At 52.6% G+C, this 15,817-nt stretch carries 14 protein-coding genes; 6 read left to right on the forward strand and 8 right to left on the reverse strand.

Going from position 1 to position 15,817, the window contains the following annotated elements:
• The first annotated feature begins 71 nt into the window (after positions 1–71).
• Both fghA and mtgA read left to right on the forward strand, forming a co-directional pair.
• A complete protein-coding gene (gene fghA, locus HZU72_RS08360; protein WP_180091370.1) occupies positions 72–926 on the forward strand; it encodes an S-formylglutathione hydrolase in 855 nt (284 codons plus the stop codon).
• Positions 927–936: 10 nt separating this feature from the next.
• Positions 937–1,653 carry a monofunctional biosynthetic peptidoglycan transglycosylase gene (gene mtgA, locus HZU72_RS08365; protein WP_180091371.1) on the forward strand — a complete coding sequence of 239 codons (717 nt, stop codon included), beginning with the start codon at positions 937–939 and terminating at the stop codon, positions 1,651–1,653.
• A gap of 16 nt (positions 1,654–1,669) precedes the next feature.
• Here mtgA and HZU72_RS08370 read toward each other — a convergent pair whose 3' ends face one another.
• Both HZU72_RS08370 and HZU72_RS08375 read right to left on the reverse strand, forming a co-directional pair.
• Positions 1,670–2,437 (reverse strand): EAL domain-containing protein, encoded by a 768-nt coding sequence (locus tag HZU72_RS08370; protein WP_443089490.1) that lies wholly within the window; start codon positions 2,435–2,437, stop codon positions 1,670–1,672.
• A 48-nt stretch (positions 2,438–2,485) separates the two neighbouring features.
• A complete protein-coding gene (locus HZU72_RS08375; protein ID WP_180091372.1) occupies positions 2,486–3,424 on the reverse strand; it encodes a DMT family transporter in 939 nt (312 codons plus the stop codon).
• Positions 3,425–3,568: 144 nt separating this feature from the next.
• Here HZU72_RS08375 and HZU72_RS08380 point away from each other — a divergent pair, with 144 nt between their 5' ends.
• The 3 genes from HZU72_RS08380 to HZU72_RS08390 all read left to right on the forward strand — a co-directional run bounded on the left by HZU72_RS08380 (position 3,569) and on the right by HZU72_RS08390 (position 6,858).
• Positions 3,569–3,958 (forward strand): DUF4168 domain-containing protein, encoded by a 390-nt coding sequence (locus tag HZU72_RS08380; RefSeq protein ID WP_180091373.1) that lies wholly within the window; start codon positions 3,569–3,571, stop codon positions 3,956–3,958.
• Positions 3,959–4,220: 262 nt separating this feature from the next.
• The gene (locus tag HZU72_RS08385) at positions 4,221–6,131 is read left to right on the forward strand and encodes a DUF294 nucleotidyltransferase-like domain-containing protein (protein ID WP_180091374.1); all 1,911 of its coding nucleotides are present in this window, start codon (positions 4,221–4,223) and stop codon (positions 6,129–6,131) included.
• 1 nt (position 6,132) lies between these two features.
• Entirely contained in the window at positions 6,133–6,858 is a 726-nt protein-coding gene (locus HZU72_RS08390; RefSeq protein ID WP_180091375.1) for a 3'-5' exonuclease, read from the forward strand.
• Positions 6,859–6,954: 96 nt separating this feature from the next.
• On the opposite strand, the gene HZU72_RS08395 is transcribed toward HZU72_RS08390, so the two are convergent.
• The 4 genes from HZU72_RS08395 to HZU72_RS08410 form a co-directional block, all read right to left on the reverse strand.
• Positions 6,955–8,595: a BCCT family transporter gene (locus HZU72_RS08395; protein ID WP_180091376.1), complete on the reverse strand. Its 1,641-nt coding sequence runs from the start codon at positions 8,593–8,595 to the stop codon at positions 6,955–6,957.
• Between the two features lie 246 nt (positions 8,596–8,841).
• On the reverse strand, positions 8,842–9,717 hold the full coding sequence (locus HZU72_RS08400) for a glycine betaine ABC transporter substrate-binding protein (RefSeq protein WP_180091377.1): 876 nt from the start codon (positions 9,715–9,717) through the stop codon (positions 8,842–8,844).
• Between the two features lie 167 nt (positions 9,718–9,884).
• Entirely contained in the window at positions 9,885–10,715 is an 831-nt protein-coding gene (locus tag HZU72_RS08405) for an ABC transporter permease (RefSeq protein ID WP_180091378.1), read from the reverse strand.
• A complete protein-coding gene (locus HZU72_RS08410) occupies positions 10,715–11,917 on the reverse strand; it encodes a quaternary amine ABC transporter ATP-binding protein (protein ID WP_180091379.1) in 1,203 nt (400 codons plus the stop codon). The genes HZU72_RS08405 and HZU72_RS08410 overlap by 1 nt, the downstream gene beginning before the upstream one ends.
• A 408-nt stretch (positions 11,918–12,325) precedes the next feature.
• Between HZU72_RS08410 and HZU72_RS08415 the strand changes: the two genes are divergently transcribed.
• Entirely contained in the window at positions 12,326–12,748 is a 423-nt protein-coding gene (locus HZU72_RS08415) for a hypothetical protein (RefSeq protein WP_235976035.1), read from the forward strand.
• 196 nt (positions 12,749–12,944) lie between these two features.
• Here the strand turns inward: HZU72_RS08415 and HZU72_RS08420 are convergent, their stop codons facing one another.
• Both HZU72_RS08420 and HZU72_RS08425 read right to left on the reverse strand, forming a co-directional pair.
• Positions 12,945–14,345, reverse strand: coding sequence for a sigma-54-dependent transcriptional regulator (locus HZU72_RS08420; protein WP_180091381.1), 1,401 nt, complete (start codon positions 14,343–14,345; stop codon positions 12,945–12,947).
• An 11-nt stretch (positions 14,346–14,356) separates the two neighbouring features.
• The gene (locus HZU72_RS08425) at positions 14,357–15,802 is read right to left on the reverse strand and encodes an ATP-binding protein (protein WP_180091382.1); all 1,446 of its coding nucleotides are present in this window, start codon (positions 15,800–15,802) and stop codon (positions 14,357–14,359) included.
• Positions 15,803–15,817 lie beyond the last annotated feature (15 nt).

Consider the following 15,817-nt stretch of genomic DNA (forward strand, 5'->3'; position numbering starts at 1 on the left):
AAGCACGTTTGAAACGCTAAAACGCGGTAGGGTAGACCTACCGCGTTTGCTGCATTTAAAGGAACCTGCCCATGAGCATGAGTGAAACTCTAGAACTGGTGTCTGCCAACCGTAGTTTCGGTGGCTGGCATAAGCGCTACCGCCACTATTCCCGTGCGCTGGACTGCGACATGATCTTCGCCGTTTACTTGCCACCCCAGGCGGAAAACGAGCGCGTACCGCTGCTGTGGTGGCTCTCGGGGCTGACCTGTAATGACGAAAATTTCATGCAAAAAGCGGGTGCTCACCGTATTGCCGCTGAGCTAGGCGTGGCGATTGTTTGCCCTGATACCAGCCCACGGGGTACCGATTTGCCCGGTGAGCATGAAAGCTTTGATTTAGGTTCAGGGGCCGGATTTTACGTCAATGCCACCGAGTCACCCTGGAAGCCCCACTATCGCATGTACGACTATGTGATTGAGGAGCTGCCTTCCGTGGTGCGTCAGCACTTCCCGGTCAATGGACGCGAATCTATTAGCGGGCACTCGATGGGTGGGCATGGGGCATTGATCTTGGCGCTACGTCATCCAGGTCGTTTCCGCTCTGTGTCGGCCTTCTCACCGGTGGTTAACCCGATGAACTGCGCTTGGGGGCAGCAGGCGTTTAACGCCTACTTGGGTGACGATCAGTCCCGCTGGCGTCAGTACGATGCCTGTGAGCTGGTGGCCAACGGGGCATCACGCCAGCGCCTGTTTATCGACCAGGGCGAAGCAGATCAATTCCTGGAGGAGCAGCTTAAGCCTGAGCGTTTAGAAGCCGTTTGCGAAGAGCACGATCATCCGTTAACGCTGCGCCGCCAGCCGGGCTACGATCACAGTTACTTCTTCATTGCCTCGTTCATTGAGGATCATCTGCGCTATCATGCAGATCATCTCATGAAGCGTTAAGGATAACTGGATGCTCAATCGCTCGCTGCGCCGTTTTATGCGTCTGCTATGGCGGATTGTTTGGCGCGGCGTTTTAGCGTTTGTGCTGCTGTCGGTCGCGCTGGTCTTGCTGTTTCGGGTCGTTCCACCGCCGGGGTCGATGGTGATGGTCGAGCGCAAGATACAGAGCTGGATCCATAGCGATCCGATTCGTATACAGCGCGAGTGGCGAGGCTGGGACTCGCTCTCGGTGAATGCCAAACTGGCAGTGATTGCCGCGGAGGATCAACGCTTTCCGCATCACCGCGGGTTTGATCTGGTCGAATTGCGCCGCGCATTGCAGGCCAGCCAAGACGGTGGACGACTGCGTGGTGCAAGCACCTTGAGTCAACAAACGGCTAAAAACGTTTTTCTGTGGACAGGTCGCAGCTGGACGCGGAAGGGGCTTGAAGCATGGTTTACGCTACTGATCGAGATACTCTGGAGCAAGCAGCGTATTTTAGAGGTCTATCTCAACGTTGCAGAATGGGATCGTGGTGTATTTGGACTAGAAGCCGCTGCTCAGCACTATTTTGGCGTCTCTTCAACTTCGTTAACTGAGCGTCAGGCAAGTCTTCTCGCGGCTATCTTACCCAGCCCCCTGACGCGCAGCGCCGCACGGCCCGATGCCCAGGTTGAGCGGCGAAGCCAGTGGATTCGCCAGCAGATGCGTAACTTAGGTGGGGCTGATTATTTGCAACATCTATAGCTATTTTTTAGCCACGCTAGTCGTATTTAGCGTCGTCAATTTCCGCCAGTGCTTCCAGATTGGGGTAGGAGAAGTAATAGCCCTGCTGCATGGGAATGCCCAAGGCCAGCAGGCAGCGTGACTCCTCGCGGGTTTCAACACCTTCAGCAATTAGCTGAGTTCCCAGGGTTTTTGCTAGTGCCACCAGGCTACGCAGTATGGCTTGGCGGCGCTTGTCGCTATCGCAACCCATCACCAGGTCGCGGTCAATTTTCAGCGTATCGGGCCGCAGGTCGGTCAATAGATCGAGATTGGCATAACCGTTCCCAAAGTCATCCAGCGAAGTGGTAAAGCCCATCTCACGGTAGCTCTCAATAATCGAACGCATATGCATGCGGTCATTGACTCGCTCGGTTTCGGTAATTTCGAAATTGAGCTGCTTGGGGGGCCAGCCAACACGGTGCGCTGTTTCCAAGGTGGCTTGAATGCATGCTTGCGGCTCATAAACTGCATTGGGTAAAAAGTTGATAGAGAGCCGCTCCCGCATGCCCATTTCGCTGGCTAGCTCAATCGCTTTGATTCGGCACGCCTGGTCAAATCGGTACATCAACTCATCGGTTACCTGTTCCAGTATTGAAAAAGCGGACTCACCGTTGGGGCCGCGTACTAATGCCTCATAATAAATAACTTGTCGCTGACTGACATTGACGATCGGTTGAAACGCCATCGTAAATGCAAAAGGTACCGGAGAATCGCAACGGTTACAGTGTTCGTTCACCCTGGCACAGTGGTGTTGTGCTGACATGTTTATCCAAGCCCTGGAATAAAATTATCGATCATTATAAAAATCGGGTCATCGTCTAATAGCCTTAGGGCCGGATTTCCGTATAACCATCACTACCCCAGTGATGGCCACCAACATCCCCACAAGCCCTAACAAGGGAAGGTGTTCGTCGAAGAGCCACCACGCCTGAAGCGCCGTGACCGGTGGCACAAGATAAAAAAGACTCGCAACCCGCGAGGCTTCCCCCTTTTTAATCAAGGCCATGAGTAACAGAATAGCGGCAATTGAGAGAATCAACACCAACCAGCCCAGGGTCAGCACAAAGGTGCTGCTCCATTCCACTTGGCGGGACTCAAAAAGCAGGGCACCAACGCCCAGTAGGGCACCCGCTGCTAAGTATTGAATCACCGCCCCTGAAAGCAGCGGCATGCTGGTGCAGTATCTTTTCTGATAGAGCGTACCCAGCGAAATCCCCATTAACGCGGCGGTGACACACAGCAGAGCACTAATCCCGAAGCCGTCAAACAGCGACTCACCCAGCTCAAGCTTACTGCCGAGGACTAAACTAATGCCAATCAGGCCCAGCGCTAGACCTGTCCATTGGCGCCAAGAGAGCTGCTCACCCAGCAGTGGGCCAGCGAAGGCGGCGGTCAGAAGCGGCTGCAGTCCCACCAGTAAGGCCGCTAAACCGGCGGGCATGCCTAGGTAAATGCCATAGAAGACGCCACCTAAGTAAGCACCATGGACTAGAAAACCTGATATCGCGATATGTGTCCATAACCTGGGTGATGAAGGCCATGGAATCCGCATCACTACGACCAGCGGAATCAGTAGCAGTAGCGTGAGTAAAAAGCGAATAAACAGAAACGTAAAAGGTTCTGCGTAAGGCAGGCCGAACTTCGCACCAATAAAGCCAGTGCTCCAAAGTAGAACAAAAAGTGCTGGCATGGCGGCAAGCCCTGCTGAAGGCAGGTCGTTGGTACGTAACTTATTGAATATGCTAGGCATGTTATTTCCGTGGTGGCGTGTATAATTTGGTTTTTAGATACGTTTTGTTCTTTTTGTTACTAACTTTTACATAATAAATTGAACCTGCTTGAGCAGCGCGCGTCACAGTGGGCACATACACAACGCAATATTGAGGTTTCTTCTATGCAACGTATGACTGCTCTGTTCTCCGCTGCCCTGCTCGCGACCGGCCTGATGACGGCTACTGCCCACGCCCAGCAAGAGCAAGGCGCTGCGCAGGATCCAATGGCAACCCAGCAAGCGCCTGCCCAGGATTTTTCTGACGATCAGCTCCAGCAGTTTGCCGATGCTTCTCAAGAAATCGCGGTTATTTCTCAGGAATATACCCAGCGTCTGCAGGAAGCGGAAGATGAATCAGCACAACAGGAAGTGCGCACTGAAGCTAACGACCGCATGATCGAAGTGGTTGAAGATAGCGGCCTAGATGTTGATACCTTCAACGCCATTGGTCAATCCATTCAGCAAGACCCGGAAATGATGCAGCGTGTGCAGGAAATGGCTAACCAGTCGTAAGTCATATTGCTAAAAGTGGCTGATGTGTTTTTGCTAATTTGGTCTGGCTAATATAGCAACCCTCATTTAGCAACGTTAATATTAGTATGGTTTCGGCCACCAAAGCCCGGTGCATAACTGCACCGGGCTTTTTTTGTGAGCCGATTGGCCTACGAGTAGTTTTATTATCCTGAGTGGGGTTTACCTAACTTAGCCTTCCCGCCACACTTTAGATTATGCGTTGATTATCCAGCCTATTGACCGGCAACACCAAGGAGTCCGTATGGATGTCGAACTGTTAGAAATACGCCAACATATGGGACGATTTCCCCCTTTTGATGGGCTGTCGGATGACCTCCTTGATGCCATTGCTGAGCAGGTGGAAGTGAGCTACTTCAAAACAGGTAGCAGCATATTAACGCTTAACGAGATGCTCAATGATCTTTGCTATATCCGCAGTGGCGCCGTGGAGGTTTATCGTAGTCAGGGCGAGCTGTATAACCGCCTGGGCGAAGGCGATATTTTTGGTCACTTCAGCCTCTTACGTAACCATAAAGTGCGCTTTCCAGCCCAGGCGATCGAAGATACCCTGATCTATTTTATTCCCAAGGCGGTCTTCCTGCGATTGTGCGAGGAGGATGACCATTTTGCCGATTTTGTTGAGTTGGAGCGACCGCGGCTTGAGAGCGCTGCTGAACAGCAGAAGAAGTCCAACGACATGATGGTGACAAGGATACGCAAGCTGCTAACCCGCTATCCAGTAATGGTGGAAACGTCTACCAGCGTTCAGCTCGCCGCCCAGCAAATGAGCGAAGCCCAAGCCTCGGCGCTGCTAGTGTTAAAAGAGGGTAGCGACAATCCTCGCTATAGTTTTAAAGATAGCGAAGGGCAAACCTGGCAGATGTGCGGAATTTTAACCGATAGTGATTTTCGTACCCGCGTAGTTGCCGAAGGGTTATCGCCACAAACTCCAGTAGGTGAGGTGATCTCCTCCCGGTTGATTACTATTCAGTCTGACGCCTCTGTTTATGAAGCTATGCTGACGATGTTGCGCAGTAACGTGCATCACCTGCCTGTGCTCTATCGTCAGCGCCCTGTAGGTGTAGTGCATCTCTCCGATATTATTCGCTACGAGACCCATAGCGGCCTCTATTTGGTCAGCAATATTTTTAATCAGTCCAGCGCCGAAGGGCTGGCACGTTTAGCCCCGGATGTGCGCGCGGCGTTTGTGCGTATGGTGCAAGAGGACGCCAACTCACAGATGGTTGGCAGCGCACTCTCTACCATTGGGCGCAGCTTTACGCAGCGATTGCTGGAAATGGCTGAAGCGGAACTTGGCCCACCGCCGGTGCCTTACTGTTTTATGGTGAATGGCTCGATGGCCCGCAATGAGCAGAGCATCGTCACTGACCAGGATAATGCGCTAATCCTTTCCGACAAGTTTAATCCTGAAGAGCATGACGACTACTTTTACGCCCTGGCAAAAATTGTCAGCGATGGCTTAGATGCCTGCGGTTACACCTACTGCAAAGGTGACGTTATGGCAACCAACGTTCAGTGGCGCCAGCCGCTCAGCGTTTGGAAGGGGTATTTTCAGGATTGGATGGCCAATCCCACGCCTGAACGGCTGCTGCACAGCTCGATTTTCTTTGACCTGGATAGTTGCTACGGTGAAGACCTCTATGTGGAAACGCTGCAAGATTTGATTGCCGAGACAGCGCCAAAATCACCGCTGTTTTTAGCCGCCATGGCGCGCAATGCCTTAAACCGTACGCCACCGCTGGGGTTTTTCCGTACCTTTGTGATGGAGCAAGATGGCAAGCACAACAACTCGATCAACCTGAAGCGCCGGGGAACGGCGCCGATGGTGGATTTGGTGCGTATTCACGCTTTGGCCTGCGGTTCCAAAGCGCAGAACTCCTTTCAGCGCTTGAATGACATCAGTAAGACTCAACTATTGGCGACCGGCATGAGCGACAAGCTAAGTTATGCGTTTGAGTTTTTATGCATGTCACGGATTCGCCATCAAATGATCGATCTGCAAGAGGATCGCCTGCCGGATAACAATATCGAGCCCGAAAACGTGGCGGACAGCGAACGCCACACCCTGAAAGACGCTTTCCAGGTGCTTAGCAACGCGCAAAAATTCCTCAAGTTCCGCTACCCGATGCCCGCTAAGCGGCAGGGGCGATAAGATGTACGGTATACGCCCACGTCAAAAGGTTACCCAGGCTGACTGGAACGGGTATATGGCCCAGCGAGCGCAAGAGACGGGTAATTCTGCCATTCAGCAATTTTTTGGTACGCCGTTGCCTGACCCCGACACCCCGATTTCCGAGGTGCCCATGGTAGCGCTGGATATGGAGACCACGGGGCTAGATGAGCGGCGCCATGCGATTGTCAGTATTGGCCTCGTGCCCTTCACGTTAAATCGTATCAAATTGGCTGAGCGGCGCTACTGGGTGGTGAACCCTTCGCGACCGCTAGCAGAAGCCTCAATTACCTACCACCATATTACCCATTCAGAGATCGCCCAGGCACCGGACTTAGACGAGATACTGGACGAACTGTTGGCCCAGCTAGCAGGTCGCCTAGTGGTGGTACATTTTCGTAATATCGAACGACCCTTTTTGGATGCGGCTGTCAATGCCCGACGTGGGGAAGGGGTACTGTTTCCGATGATTGACACCATGTCGCTGGAAGCGCGGCTGCACCGCCAGACCCTTTGGGCACGGTTTCGCCGCTGGCTGGGCCGTCCACCGGTTTCCATCCGCCTGCATGCAAGCCGCGAACGCTATGGCCTACCCATTTATCAAGGACATCATGCCTTGGTGGATGCATTGGCCACCGCAGAGCTGTTGCAGGCGCAAATTGCCACCCACTATCGACCCGAGACGCCATTGAAAGATATTTGGTGTTGATACCTGTCTAGCAAAATAGCAAAAAAAACGGGCAACCAATGTTGCCCGTTTACTGCTAGCTAGCTTTAAAACTATGGCCGGCTTAATAAAGCAGCGCTAGACGGCTTTAGGTTCGCTCATCAAGCCTTTGATAATGGCATAGCAGGCCACTAGCAATATGATGGTGAACGGGAAGCCGGTAGAAACCGCCATGGTTTGTAGCGCAGTCAGGCCACCGCCTAGCAGCAGTGCAATGGCAATCGCGCCTTCGATGATCGCCCAGAACACGCGCTGTGGTTTCGGCGCATCGACCTTGCCGCCCGCCGTAATCGAGTCGATTACCAGTGAGCCGGAGTCAGAAGAGGTCACAAAGAAGATAATCACCAGCACAATCGCGATGAACGAGGTGATCTGTGACAGCGGTAATTGCTCCAGCATGACGAAGAGCTGCAGATCCACCCCAGCATCACGCACGGCTTCAATGCCCTGGCTTACGTATTGATCAATGGCTGTGCCGCCGAAAGTGGTCATCCATAGAACTGATACGAAAAAGGGCACCAGCATAACGGATATCAGAAATTCGCGTACGGTACGGCCACGGGATACCCGGGCGATAAACATACCAACGTACGGTGACCAGGAGATCCACCACGCCCAGTAGAAGGCTGTCCAGCCCTGACTGAAGTTGGCATCTTCACGGCCAAAGGGGTTCGACAGCGCAGGTAGGTGCACCGCATAGTTCCACAGGTTCTCAAAGAAGCCGGTGGCAATCAGCAAGGTAGGGCCAACTGCAATCACAAAGAACAGTAGGGCTGCTGCCATGGCGATGTTGATTTTGGAGAGTAGCTGAACACCTTTATCGACGCCCGCAAGAATCGAGCCGATGGCAATAACCGTAATACCGATGATCAACAGGATCATGGTGATATCGCTTTCCGGCGCGTCAAACAAGTAGGTGAGGCCCGCTGCAGCCTGGGTAGCCCCTAGGCCGAGTGAGGTAGCCAAACCGAAAAGTGTGGCAAACACCGCCAGAATATCAATCACATGGCCTGGCCAACCCCAAACGCGCTCACCCAGGATCGGGTAGAAAACGGAACGCATGGAGAGCGGTAGGCCCTTATTGAACGAGAAAAGCGCCAGCGAAAGCGCCACAACGGCATAAATTGCCCAGGGGTGTAGGCCCCAATGAAAGATGGTTGCCGCCATGGCCAACGCTTCCGCACCGGCAGCATTACCTTCTGCACCCGCTAGCGGCGCCCAACTGCCTCCGTCAAACGAAGTGCCGAAGTGGGTCAATGGCTCATTAACGCCGAAGAACATCAAGCCAATGCCCATGCCTGCAGCAAACAGCATTGAGAACCAGCCGATATAGGTAAAGTCAGGTTTGGCTTCGGCACCACCGATACGTATTTTACCTAACGGGGAAAAGATCAGGCCAACACATAAAATGACGAAGATATTCGCCGCTAAGATAAAGAACCACGCCAGATTGCCGGTTAAAAAACTGAAGATGGCATCATAAATAGGCGCAATAGTGTCTTGCAGCGCGAGCGTCAGCACCACAAACAGCAGCACGACAACGGCTGATATACTGAATACCTTGCCGTGGAGGTCAAGATTGAGACCCATGGTGCTAGTGGTGATGTTGTCTTGACCGATAACGTAATCGGTATCAATTAGATTGGCCGCACCCTCTGGGGCGGGTATGCCCTCAGAGACCGGCTCTTCAGGGGGGCGTTTATCGTCGTGGTTATCCACAGGAGCCTCTCTATTTCGATCAAGAAGTGTCGATCAAAAAGGTTGAAAAGAAACCAAAATGTGGTCATCAACCCACATTGCATGGCACGCGTTTAGGCGCTCACAATACCAAATTTGTTAACACGGTATTCAACGTAGTGTGAACTGTGGCGCTTAACACAGTACTTAATAACAGTACTTAATAACAGTACTTACAACGACAACAGAGGGCCGAAGCCCCCTGCTATCGTCACTGCTTTGGCTCGTTTAGCTATCGAGCCATTCTGCTACTACATCTTGGTTATCTTCGACCCACTGCTTCGCGTTCTCATAGGGGTCGCTGCCATCTTCCTGGTTCATCAGCATGACTTCACCCATCTGCTCAGGCGTCCACTCGAAAGCGTCGAGAATGGCATAAGCTTCTGGCATGTCATCTTCCAGGCCTTGGCGAACCGCGGTGTGAATCTGTTCTGCACCGCCATAGACGTTTTCAGGGTCTTCTAGATATTTGAGATCAAAGCGGGCAAACATCCAGTGGGGCGTCCAGCCAGTAACAACGACATCTTCCTCGTTATTAATTGCACTCGACAGTGCCGCCGTCATGGTGGCACCGCTGCCACTACGCAGATCCAGCTCAAGGTCATAGGTATCCACGACCTCTTCGGAGAGCGCCATTAGGCCTGCACCGGGGTCAATACCGATGATCTCGCCGTTAAAGCTGTCGGCGTTATCGTTAAGGTCTGCAATCGAGTCGACGTCGGTATACTCTGGAACCACAAGGCCTAGCTTGGTGCCGTCCAGGTTGGGGCCAAGGTCTTCAATACTCTCGCCCAGGCGTTCCATGTAATCGGCGTGAGTGGTCGGCAGCCAAGCAGCGACGATGGCATCCGCATCGCCAGTGGAGAGCGCTTGGAACATAGCCGCCGCAGAGAGTGAGGTTAGGTCGACCTCATAGCCCGCTTGCTCAAGTACTGCAGCAACCACGTTAGTTGAAGCGACTTCGGAAGACCACTCTACGTAGGCCAGGTTAACCGTGCCTTTCTCTTCTTCGGCCTGCGCCGCGCTGCTGACGGCCACACCAGCACCTGCTAGCAGTGCCAGCGAAGCAAGACGGATACGGAGGTTCAATGTGCGATGTTTCATTCACTTTCTCCCTTGAGTATTAAAATATAAGTGTACTGGTTATTAACATGCATGATGCTTAACGAGCACGGTTGCTGCAAAACACAGCATGGTGAGCAAAAGGCGACTTAGCAAGCAAATGGCTCAACGCAGCCGCTTCTGCCGTTTTGCGCTATCGTGTGTTTTCGCTATTGCCGGGTTTTTCTAAGCGATTGCGTCAGGCGGTCAAGCAGCATGGCCAGTATGACTACTGCGATGCCTGCTTCAAAGCCGTCGCCAGGGCGCAAGCGTTGAATTGCGCGCCATACTTCGCTGCCCAAACCATCTGCACCAATCATGGCGGCGATGACTACCATGGAGAGCGCGAGCATTATCGTTTGGTTGATACCCGCCATTACTGTGGGCAGTGACAGCGGTAGTTGTACTTTGAATAACTTTTGACCACGGGTAGCGCCGTAGGCATCGGCGGCTTCAATCAGCTCCACCGGTACTTGACGAATCCCCAGGGTAGTAAAACGAATGGCCGGGGGCATCGAGAAGATCACCGTGGCGAAAATTGCCGACACCGAGCCAATACCGAAAAATGGAATGGCCGGGATCAAATAGACGAACGCTGGCATGGTCTGCATAAAGTCGAGAATTGGCATAATGACCCGGTAGAGCCGATTAGACAGCGCCGCGGCAATACCCACAGGTAACGCGATGACGACTGCCACCATGGTAGCGAACACTACCAGTGTGAGCGTTTCAATCATCGGGTTCCAGAGACCCAGGTTCCAGATCAGTGCTAAGCCCGCAGCAGCGCCTATGGCTAAGCGAGTGCCCGCCAGCTTCCAGCAGAGCAGGGCGATCAAGCCAAGCAGCGCCCACTCGGGTAACCACATCAAGCTGTCATTTAAAACATCGATACCGGTTTGAGTGAAACGAGAGATGCCGCGGGTAACCAAAGAGTATTCGCTGGTCAACCAAGTTAGGCCGCCTTCAATCCAATCACCTAGCGGGATGCGTGGGATATCCATTATTGCTCTCCTGCTCGTGCCAGTTCGTCGAGTACCGCGCCTTTAACCACCACGCCTAGCAGCTGCTCTTGCTTATCAATAACGGCGATAGGGAAACTCTTTTCACTAAACATGGCAAACAGGTTATGCAGTGGCTCATCCATGGGGACTTTGCGGAAATCCTGGGTTAAGTAGGGAATAATCGAATCGGCACCCTCTTCAGTGGCCCGGCTGGCAGCATCGGCCTCGAGTAGCCCGATCAGGCGGCGGTCGCGATCAACCACATAAATAGAGTCAATAGCGTGGTCGCGCATGCGGTGTAGCGACGTGCGTGGGCCATCACTTTCCCGAGCGGTGGAGCGCAGTGGTCGCATGGCGCTCTCGGCGGTCAAGATGCGTGCCCGATCAACGCCTTCGATAAAGCGACGCACGTAGTCATCCGCAGGCTTGGTCAGAATCTCTTCCGGCGTGCCGATCTGTACCACTTCGCCATCCTTCAGCAGCACGATACGGTCGCCAATGTTGAGCGCCTCATCCAAATCGTGGGTGATGAAGACCGTGGTTTTTTGCATTTTGGATTGCAACTGCAAAAGCTCTTGCTGCATGTCTTTGCGAATTAGCGGGTCAAGCGCTGAGAAGGCTTCATCCATTAACAGCACGGTGGCATCGTTTGCCAGAGCACGGGCTAGGCCAACGCGCTGCTGCATACCGCCGGAAAGCTGATTCGGGTAGGCGTCTTCCCAGCCCTCCAGGCCCACTTGCTTCAGAGAATCATGGGCAATTTTATGGCGCTCTGTTTTCTCTACGCCGCGAATTTCCAAACCGAACTCGGCATTTTGCTGCACAGTGCGGTGGGGAAATAGCGCGAAATTTTGAAATACCATAGAGAAGTGGCGGCGACGGCACTCCAGCAACGCTTTCTCTTTTAGCGTCGGGATGTTTTCTCCGTCGATAATGATCTCACCTTCGGTGGTCTCAATTAGACGGTTAAGGCAGCGGATCAAGGTCGATTTACCTGACCCCGAGAGTCCCATGATGACCAGCAGTTCGCCTTCATAGACATCAAACGAAATATTGGATAGCCCCAGTGTCTGGCCGGATTTCTCCAAAATTTCGGGGCGCTTCATTCCCTGATTACGTAGCTCAATGGCTTTTTGTGGGTGCTTACCAAAGACTTTGCTTAATCCGCGCACTTTAATTTTGACGGGTCGTGTCTCGTCCATCGGCGATGCCTTTTTGTTGAGCTGAATGGGCGTGTGTCGTTATTACGCCATTCATAAAGAAATAAGAGCTTGAGTCGGATAATTTATTAAAAATTATTATACATAGGTAGGGCCTGTGTGTCACAACGGCTCGCTCAACGGGGCAATTAACGCTACATGTGTCATTTTTTACCCACTCGCGCGGGCTGCCTATAAGTGCATAATGGCATCGCTGATATTTTATAAGATATTGATTATTAGATGTTTATGTTATTTTTTATATTTTTGGCACGTAAAGTGAATATAGTTTAGTAAGAGCGTTATGAATAATTTGTATATGAGTACGAAAAGCTGACTGTCAATTGTCCAGTGAAATGTTTGGAAACAAATGTTTGGAAACAAGCAGCGTAAGTAATGGAGGTGGGTATTATGGATAAGCAACACGACCACATTGAGAGCAAGCAAATTTCCAATCGCCCACGCTGGTTAACGCTGTGCATGATGGCGACAGCGGCAAGTGTAATTGTGTTAGCTGGTTGCGGCGATAACGAAGAGACAGCGCCACCTGCTGAAGAGCCTTCGCCATTAGAGCAAGATGCCACCACTCAGCCGGAACCGGGTATGAGTGAAGAGCCAGCGATGGAGCAGGATCCAGGCTTAAGTGAGGAGCCTGCAGGAGAAAATAGCATGACGCAATCTGAAGAGCCCATGTCAGAAGAGTCCATGCCAGATGACACCATGGACGAGCCCGCAGAGGGCACTATGAACCCTGACGAAGAGCCTGGCTTTGGTGAAGGAACCGAACCTATGCCTGGCGCTGAGGAAGAGGATGAAAATTCGACCAGCAACTAGTCATTAGCAACTGTTTATTAATCAGTTACTCGTATTGAGCCAGTTTTAAGCAAGTGTACCGCTCCCTACGATGGTAAATCGCCTCAGCTGTTTGTTCCCTGCGGCTGCTCCACACGATTTGCCATCCTTTCCACCCCCGCGCCCGCGGGGGTTTTTTTGTCTGCTTTCTAGCTAGCGCATCCCGCTTTATCAGTAGTTACTCTTCACTATCTTCCAGGCGACGATAGAGCGTCCGACGAGCAATTCCCAGCACTTCTGCGGTGCGTCGCTTGTTGCCACCCGTTGCTTCCAATACCTTGTTAATATAGCGCTTTTCAACTTCTTCTAGGCTAGGCCAGCGGATTGGCGTTGGCGAGGGTACCTGGCTTCCTGCCAGCACTTCGCCGCTGACGGCAGGCACCAGTGGGGTGCCGCTTTCCACCGTTGATTGTTCGCGCAGCCGTTCGGGCAGATCTTTATGGCTAAGCGAGCCATCTTCGCTCAGGGTAACTGCCCGCATAATGGCGTTTTCCAGTTCGCGAACGTTACCGGGGTAGGCATAGTTGAGCAGGTTGTTGAGCGCTTCAGGCTCGATTTGCTCAATCTGTTTGCCCTGGGCTTCGGAGTGCTTGTCGATAAGTGCAAAAACAAGGTGCTCGATATCGGTACCGCGCTCGCGCAGCGGGGGAATACGCAGCGAGAACGTTTCCAAACGGTAGAACAAGTCGCTGCGGAAATTCTCCTGCTCAATTTCCTTCTCTAGGTTGCGGTGAGTCGCAGCGATGATGCGCACATCTACTGGTTCTTCGCGCTCGCCGCCCACCGGGCGAACGGTTCTCTCCTGCAAGGCCCGCAGTAGTTTAGCCTGCAGATTGATGGGCATTTCACCAATCTCATCTAAAAACAGGCTGCCGCCCTGAGCGCTTTGAAAGAGTCCTTTGCGCGCGTCATTAGCCCCGGTAAAGGCGCCTTTTACATGGCCAAAGAACTCACTCTCCATCAAATCTGCGGGAATACTCGCACAGTTAATCGGCACAAAGGGCTGGTCATTGCGAGGGCTTTCCTGGTGAATGGCGCGGGCGAGTAGTTCTTTGCCGGTGCCGCTTTCCCCTAAGATCAAAATGGGGGCATCGCTTTTGGCAAGGCGAGAGGCGTCATGAAACAGTGTCTGCATGACCTGGCTTTTACCCACAATGCCGTGAAAATGGCTGATATCCGTGTCGTGGAAAACCGCCAGGCGTTGGCGTTCCAGCACACGAAATACGGCATCGCGGATGGCATCAAGATCTAACGGCTTGGTTAAAAAGTCGTCAGCCCCTAGCTTAAGTGCCTCAACCGCCTGATCGATGGTACCGAAAGCGGTAATCACAATAATGCCCAGCTCACTGCCTGCTTGGCGGAGCTGCTGGAGTAGCTGAATGCCAGTCATACCCGGCAGTCGCACATCGGTAATTACCAGAGAGACGGTGGTGTGGCTTAGTAACGCGATCGCCTCTTCGGCGCTAGGTACGCCGAGCGTTGTGTAGCCTGCATCCTGCAGTTCTTCTTCTAATAACTCACGTATAGCGGCGTCATCTTCCACCACCAACAAAGGTAAAAGGGGGTCCTGTTGGGTCACAAACGTTTTCCTCACGCGGATGCGGTTTCACTAATAGGTAGCGTAATTTCAAATCCAGCGCCGCCAAGGGCGCTGTCAAACACGCCGATCGTACCGCCGTGGTCGTTAATAATGCGATGTACCATAGAGAGTCCCAAACCGCTGCCTTGACCGACCGGTTTGGTGGTGAAAAATGGGTCGAACACTTTGTGATGATGGGAGTTGGGTATCCCAGGGCCATCATCTTCCACCCACAGTATTAATTCGTGCTCTTGCTGCTGGGCGTGCACTCTGATTCTGCTCACTTCGGGGGCTTGCGCTGCATTGCGCAGCAAATTGGTCAGCACCTGCACAATTTGTTGGCCGTTGGCGAGTAAGTTGGGTGTCGGCGACGGTAATTCAATGTCTAAACGAATATTGCGTGGCTCTAGCTCATCTTCCACTAAACCACTGGCACTCATAATAAGCTGATCAAGCGCCAGTTCGCCTTTCTCTACGTTATGTTGGCGGCCTAATTCCATTAATTGGCGCACAATTTCAACGATACGCTCGACTTCGCCACGAATACGCCCTAGCCGTGCGCGTTCGTCATCGCCAATAACATCGCGTCGAGCCAAGCGCTGGGCCTGGCCATTAATCACTGTTAATGGCGCACCTATCTCATGGGCAACGCCGGCTGCCAAGACGCCCAGTTCAGCCAGCTTTTTTGATTTGCGCAGGCGCTTTTCGAGTTCTATTTCGCGCCGTTGGCGATTTTCGATCTCTTGGTCTTTCTCGGCCATCGCATCCAGCATGCCATTCAAACCGGAGGCAAGGTGGCGATATTCGATAGGGCCGTCTTCGGTGGCGCGTTGGCTACGGTCACCTTTTTCTACCAACTGCATTACGTGCAGCAGCCGGTTAAGCGGGCGCTCAATATGGCGGCGAAACCCCCACCAAATACTAAACACGATCCCAGCGGCGCCAATCACGAACACCAACACGGCCACAATACTGATAAAACCCGTGTAATTCTCAATACCGGTATTTAGCCGATTAACCTGGAGTACGCCATATACAGTGCCATCTTGTGAGCGCAAAGGTGTCAACGCAGAGTAGTAATTCCACCCGTCGTGTTGGCGATAGTTGCTATATAAGTCATCGCGCTCGATGATTTGCTGAATCTCTTCACGGCTGAAAATATCTTTGCCAAGGCCCAGCCCGTAAATATCGCGACCTTCGGTATCAAATACATAGGCGCCGTAAATACGGTGGAATGAGAACGCCGACTGTAACGCTTCTTCAAGCGGCGTATTGCTATCTGGCGTAACCGCGTAGCTGAGCGAAGAGCTCAGCGTTCGGGTAATAATCTCAACTTCCGTTTGCAGCTTTGAGCGCACGTTATCTTCGAGCGATTTGATCGCCACTAGGCTAAATACCACCAGGATGACAAATAGCGGCACAATCACCGTTAAAATAATCAAATTGCGTAGTCGCATGGGGCATCCATGGTG

Source organism: Vreelandella sedimenti (genome assembly GCF_013416325.1).
In the GTDB taxonomy this organism is placed as follows: domain Bacteria; phylum Pseudomonadota; class Gammaproteobacteria; order Pseudomonadales; family Halomonadaceae; genus Vreelandella; species Vreelandella sedimenti.